This window comes from Nitratiruptor sp. YY08-10, assembly GCF_016629565.1.
Classification (GTDB): Bacteria; Campylobacterota; Campylobacteria; order Campylobacterales; family Nitratiruptoraceae; genus Nitratiruptor.
This window is the reverse complement of sequence record NZ_AP023057.1, coordinates 1,379,922-1,392,552: the sequence shown is the minus strand read 5'-3', so window position 1 is coordinate 1,392,552 and position 12,631 is coordinate 1,379,922. Positions and strand designations below refer to the sequence as shown.

Here is a 12,631-nt window from a genome sequence, read left to right as displayed (position 1 = left end):
TTGTGGAAAAACCGTCTTTTGATATACGCTATATCTTTCCAAATTTTTTTACGGCACTTTCAGCCTTTTTGGGGGTTATCAGTGTCATAGCCTCCATTAAAGGCGATTTTGAAAAAGCAGCATGGCTTATTTTTATCTCATTGATCTTGGATGGTATCGATGGCAGAGTGGCGCGCCTTACCAATGCCACAAGTAAATTTGGTGTAGAGTTTGATTCTTTGGCCGATTTGGTTGCTTTTGGCGTTGCTCCAGCAATTCTTCTGTATCAAACGATGGGCTCTTCATTTGGAAAGTATGGCTCCATGGTTGCAGCTTTGTTTGTGGTATTTGGAGCAATTCGGCTTGCTAGATTTAATGTGATGTCTCCAGCCAATGAACCTTCGGTATTCATTGGAGTACCTATTCCAAGTGCCGCAGTTTTTGTCGCAGGCTGGACGATGCTGTATCTAAAATACCATCTTCTTCATGCGAAATTTTTTATTCTTACAGGTGCGCTTCTTGTCGCTTTTTTGATGGTGAGCAATATACGATATCCAAGCTTTAAAAAAATCGATTTGCATAAAAACCAGGTAATCAAAGTTCTTGTACTTATGATAATTCTTCTGGCCCTTTTGTATCTTTTTCCAGCTGAAGTTGTGACATTTGGCATCACGCTTTATATATTGGCCGGTGTGATCAGAGCTGGATACTACCTCTTTACAAAGAAAATTCGATATAATAATGGAAAAAAATTATTAGGAGAAAAAGATGAGTGAAATAGGTATTATAAAAGCTCAAAAATATCTCCCAAAAATTGAGATAAAAAATCTCCTTCTGCATCTTCTTTAATCCTCTTTGTTACACTTATTGTATACTTCTTACAACATTTTCATGATTTTTAAAGGATGAAAAAATGGCTGAAATAGTAAAAATTTTTGATACCACATTGAGAGACGGAGAACAGAGTCCCGGTGCTTCGATGAATACAGAAGAGAAGATTCAGATCGCCAAACAGCTTGAAAAATTGGGTGTGGATATCATAGAAGCTGGATTTGCTGCTGCAAGTCCCGGGGATTTTGAAGCGATACGGAAAATCAGCGAGGTCGTACAAAAAAGCACTGTCTGCTCATTGGCCAGGGCTCTTGAAAAAGATATCAAAGCGGCAGGTGAGGCGATTGCGCCGGCAAAGCATAAAAGGATCCATACATTTATCGCAACCAGTCCTATTCATATGAAATATAAACTTCGAATGGAACCGGATGAAGTGATAAAGCGGGCCGTAGATGCAGTACAGTATGCGAAAACTTTTGTCGAGGATGTAGAGTTTAGCTGCGAAGATGCAGGTCGTAGTGAGATGAGCTTTTTGAAAGAGATCATTTTGGCTGTTATTGAAGCAGGAGCCGGTACGATCAACATCCCTGATACTGTTGGGTACCGATTTCCTCATGAAATGGGAGAGATGATCAAGGAGCTTCATGAAACGATTCAAGATAGAGCGGTTATCTCTGTGCATTGTCACAATGATCTTGGATTGGCGGTAGCCAACTCGCTTTATAGTGTTTTGAATGGTGCGAGACAGGTGGAATGTACGATCAATGGACTAGGTGAGAGAGCTGGCAATGCTGCTTTGGAAGAGATCGTAATGGCGATAAAAACACGAAAAGATATTTTTGGTGATATTGATACCAATATTAATACAAAAGAGATCTATCCTACAAGCCGTTTAGTTGCAGCTATAACTGGAATCGAACCGCAGCCAAACAAAGCGATTGTAGGTAAAAATGCTTTTGCCCATGAAAGCGGAATTCATCAAGATGGTGTTTTAAAACATCAAGAGACCTATGAAATCATGCGGGCTGAAGATATCGGTTTGGATAAAAACGCGATCGTTCTTGGAAAGCATTCGGGCCGTCATGCCTTTAAAAAGAAAATTGAAGAGCTTGGATTTAGTTTGAGTGAAGAGGAAATCAACAAGGCATTCGAGCGTTTTAAGATGCTGGCGGATAAGAAAAAAGAGGTGACAGATGATGATATTCGTATGCTTATCACCAATGAAATTTCCAGTGCACCAGAGGTTTACAAACTGAAAAAGCTCCAGATCAACGATTGCAGTGAAGGGGTACCGAGTGCTGCAGTTACCGTAGAATATGAAGGAAAAGAGATTACAGATGCTGGAATTGGTGACGGTACCATCGATGCTATCTTTAAAACGATAGACAGAATTACCGGTGTACAGGGAAAACTGAACGATTATCAGGTGATTGCTGTGAGTAAAGGAAAAGATGCGCTGGCCAAAGTGGTGGTGAAAGTGGTATTTGATGAAAACAAGCCAGCCGTAATCGGACATGGTCTTAGTATCGATACGATGATAGCAAGCGCAAAAGCCTATGTGGGAGCGCTCAACAGCTATATCTCCATGAAAGATATGTTACGTACTAAAAAGGATGAAGAGATTTAAAGCTCTTCATTCCTTGTCTCGATAATCCAATGAAAATAGAGATCCATAATAAAAAATGGTGTAAAAATATTGATAATAGGGATAAAATTTAAAAGAGCCGAGACCAAAGAGGCTGAGAGAAGATAGGCTTTGTGCTCTTTAAATTTTTCATACTCGTTTTGCGTACATAGATAGGAACAGACCCCTAAAAAGGCGGACTCTTTGTAAAGCCATGCCCAGATAAACCATACGGCTAGAAAATTTGCTATAGGGATAAAAAGAATTGGTAAGATTGCAATGGATGCTAAGAAAAACCAAAAAATATCCCAATACAACCTAGCATACGCTTTGGTTTGGGAGATGTCTGTTTGAGCAAGTTCCATATCTCCTAAGTGCTTTTCCATCATTGCCCGCAAAAAAGCTTCTCGAAAAACAAAAATTGTGAAATATTCGGTGATCAAAAAGAGATTGTAAAAAAGGTAGAAAGCCAGCAACCATGAAAGGCCTTGGGCCACTGTATCAAAGGGTAAAATGGTAAGAAATCTTTGTATTTCATGATTCAGCCATGGCCATTTCACAAGAATAAAAAGTGCCCAGACAACAGCAAATATCATAATAAGCGTAAAGTTGATCGCTTCAAACCGGCTCTCTTTTTTGCCTCCCAGTAAAAAACCGCTAAAAAGCCCTATAAAAAAAGCATAACTAACCAGTACAGCGATAAACCAAAGAAAAAAGGTGATGATAAATGCACCATTTGCTCTAACGATAGAAAACGGTATCCAAGTGATAATCTCTGTTGTAAAATGTGTTACAGGAGCCCAAAATATCCAAGCCAATCCCAGCCATACCAAAAGCAGTGGTACTCCGGTGATTAAAGCGAGTTTTATTGTATCGAGGCTCAGCATATCGTTGATGGTTTTGATGATAAATTTGTTGATTTTCATGACACAATCTCCTTTGAGCCATTATAGTTCGTATTCGGTAAAAAACTTCTTAGTAGCTTCCTTTCCGGGAAAGTACAATAACAACAGTTTTTAACAGTATCAATATATCTATCTCCAAAGACCAGTTGCGTACATACCATACATCAAGTTTGACCCGTTCGTCAAAATCTAGCTCATTTCTACCACTCACTTGCCATAGTCCCGTAACGCCTGGACGAACAGAACAGTAGTAGGAGAAAAACTCTCCAAAAAGCTCTGCTTCTTGTGGAAGAATTGGGCGTGGACCTATAAGTGACATATCACCTTTGAGAATATTCACAAGTTGTGGCAACTCATCCAAAGAGCTTTTTCTCAAGAATTTTCCTATCGATGTAATTCTTGGATCATTTTTGAGTTTTCTATAGCGTTCATACTCCTCTTTGGCTTCGGGATGGGTTTGAAGATACTCTTCAAGCACTTTCTCGGCATTGTCTACCATGGTTTTAAATTTGTATATTGTAAAGGGTTTTCCATCCTTGCCGATTCTTGTTTGGGTAAATATCGGATTTTTCTTCGTTTGTATCCATATAGCAAGATAGATTCCGCTCATTACAGGCAACGAAACCAGAAACAAAACTGAGGCAAAAGAGAGGTCGAAAAATCGTTTTATTGTTTTATCGACAGGATTGAGAAGTCTGTTTTGGATAAAAAAAGCAAGACCTTTATGGTGGATGGAATTGATGATCTCTGCATGAAACAGCGGCATCGTAGATATTTTGGGAAGCACTATGATACGGCTAATTTTTGGTTGGATAATGTCAATCAGATAGAAAACTTTTGATAATTTGTTTGAAGCGATAACGACTGCATAAAAACGATTATTGCTGATTATATTTTTGATGAGATCATTTTGCCTATGGAGCGGTTTTTCGCCAAGAAGTACTATATCTTTTATGCGAAAACCAAAACCGTTCTCTTTGGAAAACCATTTTTCTATCTGTTTTTTTCCATCTTGATCGCAAATAGCTAAAACATCTACTTGAAACCATCTGTTGATGAGCAGTTTTTTTATGAGATACAGAGGTATCGGAATGAAAAGATTGAGGAGAAAATAGATAAGGACGATATTTTTTGAATGATTCTGGATAGAACCTGATAAAAAAAGAAGAGAAAATATAGTAATAAGTGCCAAAATATTGGCTTTGAAGATGAGATAGGTCTCTGAAAGACTGACCATCCTTCTGTTAAGGAGTTTAAAAAGAGCATAATAGAGCAGATATATTGCTATCATCCAACTATACGTATGCCATGGACAGTCACATCCTTTCCATACTCGTACTATCAAAAAGGTGAGTTCCAAATTGATGAGTAACAATATCAAAAATGAGAGTGTTCTAAACAGGACAAATTTCAATGATACGCCTTTTCTTTGATAAAAGTTTGCATTTCATGTAAGAAACGCTCTTTAGAAAAACTTTTTGCATGCTTCGCAATAGTTGCAAAATCAAATGTATCATATATCGATTCAAAATGTTCGACCGCCTCTTGTAAAGCTTCGATGCTCTGCTTGTGGAAGTGGACTCCGGTGATACCGTCGATTACGCTTTCTGCCGTTCCTCCCATACCCAAAGCGATGACCGGTGTTCCGCAGGCTTGTGCCTCCACAGGTGCTATGCCAAAATCTTCGATTGCAGCGTATACAAACCCTTTTGCTTTTTGAAGAGTGGCGATCACTTTTGCTTTTTGTATCCATCCCCGAAACTCGATATTTTTTGTTGCCATAGCTTCAAGCCGTTTTCGCTCTTCTCCATCTCCTATGACAATCAACCTTTCCCCATTTTTCGCAAAAGCCTGGATGATCAAATCTACTCTTTTATAAGGAACCAGTCGACTCATAGTCACATAATAATCCTCTTTTTCTTTACATAAGGTAAAAGATGTAGTATCGACCGGCGGATAGATGACCGTTGCATCGCGATTGTAAATATTTTGGATACGTTTTTTGACAAAGTGTGAATTGGCTATAAAGTGATCCACGCTTTTGGATGTTTGAATGTCCCACTGTTGGAGATATTTTGCAGCTATTTGAGCCAGAGGATAAAAAGGGCTTGGAATATTGCGAAAGTATTCCTCTTTCAAATCCCAGACATACCGAATGGGTGTATGGCAGTAGCATATATGGATTTGATTTTCATCTTTTTTAATCCCTTTGGCAAAAGCCCAGGAACTGCTGAGGATCAGATCATATTTTCTAAGATCAAAAGATGCGACTGCTTGTGGAAAAAGTGGAAGATATTTTCGAAAATGTTTTTTGGAAAATGGCAGATGTTGTATAAATGAAGTGGTGACGTGAATATCCTGCAAAAACTCTTTTTTGGATGGTTCGTCCAAAAATTCGACAATGGAAAAAAGATCTGCATTTGGAAAAAGTTCTATCAATGCAGACAAAACCTTTTCCGCTCCTGCATTTGTTACAAGCCAGTCATGTACTATCGCCACGTTCATCATTAACTTTTCTCATAGGTTTTGGTGCTATAATATCAAAAAATTTTCCAAGGACACACAAATTGCAACAAATCAACGTCTCTTCTACGAAAAAAGAGCCTCGTGACGAAATACGAAAAGTTCTGTCAAAATTCCGCTCTATATTCATCCAAGTTGGAATTTTCAGCTTTTTTATAAATATTTTGGTATTGGCGGCACCTATCTACATGCTTGCAGTCTACGATATCGTTATGCCCGCTAAAAGTCTGGATACCTTGATGGTGGTAACTGCCGTTATCATCATGTTTTTTATTGCAATGGGACTTTTGGAGTATGTTCGAAACAAGATTATGATTATAGTCTCGAACAAGTTGGATGCTGCGATGAACCAGCGTGTCTATCATGCAGCCTTTGAGATGGCGCTCAAATACCCCGGTAAAGGAACAGCAGAGCCTATCAACGATCTCAACACCATTAAAAACTTTTTGCATGGTCCCGGACTTCTCTCCTTCTTCGACGCACCCTGGTTTCCCATCTATCTTGGGATCATGTTTGCCTTCGATCCGATCTATGGCATTTATGGTGTCATAGCAACGCTGATTATTATTTTGTTTACAGTAGTTAATGACAAAGTAACAAAAAAGGGATTGCAAGAGTCGATCAGAGCGCAAAAAAAAGCCCAGCAACACTTGACAAACCAGCTGCAAAATGCAGAAGTAGTTGAAGCGATGGGGATGCGTAAGCCCCTTTTCAAACGGTGGATGAAAGAGTATTACCATTTTATCTCTACCCATACAGAAGCCAATGCAAAATCAGCTCTTTATACAAATCTTTCCAAATCTTTTCGTATGATGTCCTCTTCACTAATGTATGGGGTAGGGGCGCTATTGGCAATTTCTGGGCATATCAGTCCCGGGATGATCATCGCCGGAGCTGTTCTTCTTGGCCGGGCACTTGCTCCCATATCTCAAATGGTTGCTACCTGGAAGAGCTTTACTGCAGCCAAAACGTCCTATAAAAAACTCAATGAACTTTTGAACGAATTTGAAGAGACACCCAAAAAAATAGAACTGCCTGAGCCAAAAGGTAATGTTACGCTGGTCAATGTTGTGACTATACCACCACTGAGCAAACAGCCTGTTTTGAAAAATGTATCCTTGCATATCAACGCGGGTGAAATGGTGGGTGTCATTGGGCCAAGCGGCGCTGGAAAATCGAGCCTTGCAAAAACGATGCTAGGTGTTTGGAAAGTGGCAGCCGGCGAGGTGAGACTTGATGGAGCCGAGATGAGTCAGTATGATAGAGACACTCTTGGAAAATATATCGGCTATCTTCCCCAAGATATCGAACTGTTTGAAGGAACGATTGCCGAAAATATCGCACGATTTACTGATGCAGATGATGCAAAAATCATTGAAGCGGCACAGATGGCAGGTGTGCATGAGATGATTTTGAAAATGCCGGATGGATACAATACAAAAATAGGTCCAGGCGGTGCAACACTTTCAGGTGGACAAAGACAGCGTATAGGGCTAGCCCGTGCAATTTTTGGAGATCCCAAACTGGTAATTTTGGATGAGCCAAACTCCAATCTGGATGATGCCGGAGAAAAGGCACTAATGCAAGCATTGATGACTCTTAAGGAAAAAGGAACTACGGTTATATTTATCACCCACAAAATTCCTCTACTCAATCTTGCAGACAAAATTGCGCTGCTTCGTGACGGTATGCTTGCAATGTATGGACCGAAAAATGAGGTATTCGCCAAACTCAATCAAAAAGGCCGAAAATAATGGAAGATCTCAATCAAAAACTAACCCATAAACATGTTTCGCTTTTTGGTTTAATCATAATTTTTTTGATATTTGGGCTTTTCGGTCTCTGGGCGGCATTAGCAAAGATCGATCTTTCTGTCAATGCTCCTGGAGAAGTGATTGTTCAAAGCTATAAAAAGACGGTAATGCATCCAAAAGGTGGTATTGTAAGCAAGATAGAAGTCCATGAAGGGGATGCAGTACAAAAAAATCAGACACTCATCCAACTCGATACAAATCAGCTCACATCTCGTCTTCAAGAAGCCAAGTCTAATTATGAGCATCTATTAGCCCAAAAAGCACGCATAGAGGCCGAGCTTCACAACAAAAAAGATATCGAGTTTCCAAACGATATTTCAGAGGATATAAAAAAGGCTGAGCGTACGATCTTTCAAAACAGACGAACCAATCTTCAAAATAGACTCGATGATCTAAAATATCAGATCAAAGAACTCAAGGAAGCAATACAGTCATATCAAACCTCACTTCAGTACAAACAAAAACTGCTTGATTCTTACAGACAGGAGCTTCAAAAGTGGCAAAATCTCTTTAAAGAGGGTTTGGTTGATGAACTAAAAATCTATGATTTGAAGCGAAAAATCAACCAGGTCCAGGGCGAAATAGAAGCGCTTCAGTCACAAATCCAGCAAAAAAAAGCGACGATCGAAGAGCTGCAAAACAAAATGAAACTTACGATCAGCGAATACAGAAAAGAGCTTCTTGATACCTTGAAAAAAGATGAGATGCAGCTGGCATCCTTGAAAAGTAAAATAGCCATTTACAAAGATGAGTTAGAGAAAAGCTCCATCAAAGCCCCTGGTAACGGAGTCGTAGTTGATATGCAGGTACATTCTCCCGGGGAAGTGATTTTACCAAACAGGCCGATTCTCTATATCGTTCCAAAAAATGAAAAATTGATTGTAGAAGCAAAAATATCTCCTATGGATATAGACAAAGTGCATGTGGGACAAAAGGCTGAGATCCATTTTGCTTCCTATGTGGATCCTTCTGCAAAACCTGTGTATGGCAAAGTGATCTATGTCTCGGCGGATGTCATCAAAGATCCAAGAGATCCAAGAATCCAGTACTACAAAGCTCTTATCGAAATAACACCCGAAGGGATGAGAGCCATTAGGGAAAACGGTTTCAAAGTGGTTCCGGGCATGCCTGTGACTGTCTTTATCAAAGCGGGACAAAGAACATTTCTCTCTTATATCTTGACGCCGTTGCAGCAGCTTCTCAAGGGAGCATTCCATGCGAATTAGCCTTTTGCTTCTTTTTCTCATCGCTTTTACATGGGCTGAAACGCTCGAAGATGTTGCCTTGAAAGCAACGCAGCACAATTTCAAATTAAAAAGTCTTGAGCACTCTATCAAAGCTTCCAAATATAGAAAAAAAGGAGCATATAGCAACTTATTTCCTTCTATAAATGCATCAGGGAGCTATGGAAAAGACAAATACCATTACGAGTATCCTACTAGAAAGATCAACTACGACTCTACCGTAACCTCTTATACAATCTCTGTGAAACAGCCGGTATATGAGCCAAAAATCTATGCGATGATCCATGAAACCAAGCTCAAAGAAAAATATGCAAGTGTGCAAAAAGAGGCTTTTACCAACGATCTTTTACAAGAGATCACAAATACCTATATAGAGGTGGTATCCCTTCGCTCCCTCATCGCACTTGCGCAAAAAAAGAGCTTTAATTACCAAAAGATGGTACGGGATATCAAAAAGAAGATGGATCTGCATCTTGCGGCTAAAAGTGACTATCTTTATGCGGTCGCAAAATATGAACAGGCAAAAAGCGATGTGGCACAGTTTCGACTGGCTTTGCAAAACCAGCTTCAAAAACTCTCTTTTCTTGCGAATGATGCAGTTACTGAAATCTCTTTTTCCGCTATTAGTGATAGTGTACTCAATATCAAGCTTCCCGACATCGATATAGCAAACAATCCAGAATTGATGCTCTACGCGCTCAATACAAAGATTGCCAAAAACGAGGTGCAAAAGAGAAAATATGGGCGATATCCCTCTTTGGATCTTGCACTCTCATACGGCGATACAGTGAGTGATGACTCCATCACGAGACGTGGTAATTCAAGGGCCTTTTTGGAACTCACTCTTCCTATATTCAATGCAGCCCTCAACAACTCCATCAAAGAGGCGATAGAACTTTACAATGCAGCCAAATATGACTATCTGGACAGAAAAAACAGTTTTTCTATCCAAAAAGAAAAAAGTGCAACAAATATCAAGTCCTATCAGAAGCTGCTTGAAGCGGACAACCAAAGTATCCAAAGCTATGCCATCTATTTGCAAAAAGCGAAACTCTCCTATGAAAACCGTCTTATTTCTGTTATCGATCTGTACAAAGCACAAAACGATTACTACGATGCAGTGATACAAAAGATCAAACATAAAAAAGCTCTTTTGCAAGAGTTTGTGAACTACCTTTCTGTAGGTGGCAAACTGGATATGCATGAGGTGGTTATGATACAATTTCTCTACCTAAAAAAAAGGAGTGTATATGGCGACAGTCACGATTGATGGCAAAGAGTATGCGATCGAAGAGCTTCCCGATGCAGCAAAAGCACAGATCATGAACATTCAGTATGTGGATCAAAAGATAGCCGATCTCAAATCCCAAATCGCTGTGATGACAGCTGCACGAGAGTACTACTCTGCACTTTTAAAAGCCAATTTGCCAAAAGAGGGTGATGACACTGTCAAGTATGAAGAGTAAAGAGCAGCTGATTGCCAAGCAGTTTACTTCCGTTTATGACGAGCGGGAGGACAGACTGCGCCTCATTGTCAATCTCAACTATCCAACCCGGTATGATCTCTGGATCACGAGAGCTTTTTTGATAAAACTGTTGGATGAGTTATCGAAATTTTCGTTGCCTGAGATTGAAGAAGAACCACCTTCGACAAATCAATCAGATGCAAAAGAGCCTGCGATATATCCAAGCATAAATACTCCCCACCTTGTAGAGTCTGTGAACATTACAACAACGAAGGATGGCTTTACTATCACGATAGAAGATGGCTCTACCCAGATTGTAACGACATTGAGTGCACAGGAACTCAAAAAGCTCATTTCACTCATCCTTCGTACTGTCCGTTTTGCCTGGGGACTCTACTTTTAGGAAATGGCATGAATCTTGATCAGGTTATAAAACTCTACATTGCGCTTTTTGACAGAGCTCCTGAAAAAGAGGGAGTGCACAACTGGTACGAAGCTGCTGTTCTGAATGGATGGGATGAAGGGCAGCTGGCCCAAAACATGATCTATGCAGCCCAGGAGGTGGTAAACTCCAATCCAGACTACCTCACGATCTATCCTCGGTATGCACATGTAGATACGAATGATCCAAGTGTTGTTCGTTCTATTATCGAATCCGTTTATGTTTCCCTATTTGACAAAACCTATCAAGATGACCCGAGAGGGATTGACGGATGGGTAGAAGCAGTTTTAAAAGGCCAAAATATCGGAAACATTATCGCAAGTATTGTCTACGTGGCTGATGGAATAGCCGATGGTACTATATCGGCGGATACGCAAACGATAGCGCACGCTTTGGCTTATAAAAATAAGATAGAAGTAGGAAAATATGTTGCACAAAAATCACCTACTTTTTTGGGTGATTTTGATATATACCAGTCCTTTATCAAACATGTGACAGATGATGCTGAGAGTGTTGCAGATGCTGTTTTTGCCATTAACGACTATTTTGACTCATCAGTAACTTCCTATGATGCATTGCCTCTTGAAGTACGCTCCCTGCTAATCGATCAGGGAGCAAAAATCGATGAAGATATTATCACATACAGTTTCCCACAGGTAATGCCTTTTGAGTATCAAGATGAAATTTCCTATTCAAACCATTGGCAACCTTTGAATCTCATCGATCAGTCAAGGGTTCGGGAAGCGTTTCATGAACTTGGTTCTGTTTTGGGTGTCCGTTTCGAAGAGGTTGATAGCAATGGCGATATACGATTTTCCAAAGTGACTCCTTTTTCCCAGAACGAGGCCGGTTTTACGGTACAGGAGGTTTTTGATGGCAAGATGGTGACAGCAGGTGTGGGAAGCGATATCTTTTTGTCCAATGACTATGATACGAATGCTGCACCGAAAGATGTCATTTTACACGAGATCGGACATGCTCTTGGTCTCAAACACCCGTTTGAAGGCACACCGGTTATGCCTGCTACATTTGACAATATACTCTATACCATTATGAGCTATACGCAGACAGAGACTGCCTTGCCAAAAATTTCCCTTCAAAACTATGGCAGCAGTTATGAATACACTGTAGAAACAGAACCTCTTGGGAGAAAAAATATCGGTTATTTTGATCTGTTGGCTTTGCGATACCTGTATGGCCGGGCCGAACACAATCTAACAAATGAAACCTATGATATATCCGATCTGTACAACCAGCATGCTTTTGCCCATATCGTCGATGACGGGGGGATCGATACATTAGTGCTTGATAGCCGGGAGCCGGCTTGTATCGATCTTCGAGGAGGAGAGTTTCTATCAAGCATTGGCGATCATTTGCCGTTCAACTACATCAAGCAGCAGATTCAAGAGCAGATGAGTTTGGAAGATATTCCAAGTTCCTATTTTGATGCTATCTATGCAGGCGTTTTGGATATCATCCAACAAAATCCATCCTTTAAAGCGCAAATCTATCAAGGTGAAAATGTTGTCACTTTACCCGAAAATTCCATAGAAAACATTGTAGCTACAGGCGCAGATGAGATCATCTACGATAACGCCCTGGACAATCGCATCATAACCGGATCAGGCAATGACATTATCTATGTCTCACAAGGAGACGATACAATCGATGGAGGGGATGGGATTGATACAGTCTATCTTCCCGATAAACAGTATCAAGAAATTCAAACAGATGGGATACTCTATCTTGTTTCCGATGATCAGGTCATCGCTTTGCAAAATATTGAGCATATCGTATAAGGAG

11 protein-coding genes are annotated in these 12,631 nt (G+C 40.1%); 8 read left to right on the top strand and 3 right to left on the bottom strand.

Features of this window, described 5'->3' with window-relative positions; all coding sequences use genetic code 11:
* Window positions 1–2 precede the first annotated feature (2 nt).
* A complete protein-coding gene (gene pssA / locus JG735_RS07415; RefSeq protein ID WP_201334436.1) occupies window positions 3–755 on the top strand; it encodes a CDP-diacylglycerol--serine O-phosphatidyltransferase in 753 nt (250 codons plus the stop codon).
* 137 nt (window positions 756–892) lie between these two features.
* Window positions 893–2,437 (top strand): 2-isopropylmalate synthase, encoded by a 1,545-nt coding sequence (locus tag JG735_RS07410; RefSeq protein WP_201334435.1) that lies wholly within the window; start codon window positions 893–895, stop codon window positions 2,435–2,437.
* Here the strand turns inward: JG735_RS07410 and JG735_RS07405 are convergent.
* From JG735_RS07405 to JG735_RS07395, 3 genes are read right to left on the bottom strand one after another with little or no spacing between them, the layout of a single operon-like run.
* Window positions 2,434–3,360: an EI24 domain-containing protein gene (locus tag JG735_RS07405; RefSeq protein WP_201334434.1), complete on the bottom strand. Its 927-nt coding sequence runs from the start codon at window positions 3,358–3,360 to the stop codon at window positions 2,434–2,436. The two genes, JG735_RS07410 and JG735_RS07405, sit on opposite strands and share 4 nt — an antisense overlap.
* Before the next feature lie 49 nt (window positions 3,361–3,409).
* Window positions 3,410–4,753 carry an exopolysaccharide biosynthesis polyprenyl glycosylphosphotransferase gene (locus JG735_RS07400; RefSeq protein ID WP_201334433.1) on the bottom strand — a complete coding sequence of 448 codons (1,344 nt, stop codon included), beginning with the start codon at window positions 4,751–4,753 and terminating at the stop codon, window positions 3,410–3,412.
* Window positions 4,750–5,844, bottom strand: coding sequence for a glycosyltransferase (locus tag JG735_RS07395; protein WP_236583927.1), 1,095 nt, complete (start codon window positions 5,842–5,844; stop codon window positions 4,750–4,752). The genes JG735_RS07400 and JG735_RS07395 overlap by 4 nt, the downstream gene beginning before the upstream one ends.
* Before the next feature lie 62 nt (window positions 5,845–5,906).
* Here JG735_RS07395 and JG735_RS07390 point away from each other — a divergent pair, with 62 nt between their 5' ends.
* From JG735_RS07390 to JG735_RS07365, 6 genes are read left to right on the top strand one after another with little or no spacing between them, the layout of a single operon-like run.
* Window positions 5,907–7,616, top strand: coding sequence for a type I secretion system permease/ATPase (locus tag JG735_RS07390; protein WP_201334431.1), 1,710 nt, complete (start codon window positions 5,907–5,909; stop codon window positions 7,614–7,616).
* Window positions 7,616–8,902, top strand: a complete 1,287-nt coding sequence (locus JG735_RS07385; RefSeq protein WP_201334430.1) for an HlyD family type I secretion periplasmic adaptor subunit — start codon at window positions 7,616–7,618, stop codon at window positions 8,900–8,902. Before JG735_RS07390 ends, JG735_RS07385 begins: the two co-directional genes overlap by 1 nt.
* Complete coding sequence (locus JG735_RS07380) at window positions 8,892–10,190, top strand: TolC family protein (protein WP_201334429.1); 1,299 nt, start codon at window positions 8,892–8,894, stop codon at window positions 10,188–10,190. The genes JG735_RS07385 and JG735_RS07380 overlap by 11 nt, the downstream gene beginning before the upstream one ends.
* Window positions 10,171–10,386, top strand: a complete 216-nt coding sequence (locus JG735_RS07375; protein WP_201334428.1) for a DUF6447 family protein — start codon at window positions 10,171–10,173, stop codon at window positions 10,384–10,386. Before JG735_RS07380 ends, JG735_RS07375 begins: the two co-directional genes overlap by 20 nt.
* Window positions 10,361–10,789: a hypothetical protein gene (locus JG735_RS07370; protein WP_201334427.1), complete on the top strand. Its 429-nt coding sequence runs from the start codon at window positions 10,361–10,363 to the stop codon at window positions 10,787–10,789. The genes JG735_RS07375 and JG735_RS07370 overlap by 26 nt, the downstream gene beginning before the upstream one ends.
* A gap of 8 nt (window positions 10,790–10,797) precedes the next feature.
* On the top strand, window positions 10,798–12,627 hold the full coding sequence (locus tag JG735_RS07365; protein ID WP_201334426.1) for a matrixin family metalloprotease: 1,830 nt from the start codon (window positions 10,798–10,800) through the stop codon (window positions 12,625–12,627).
* Window positions 12,628–12,631: the final 4 nt, after the last annotated feature.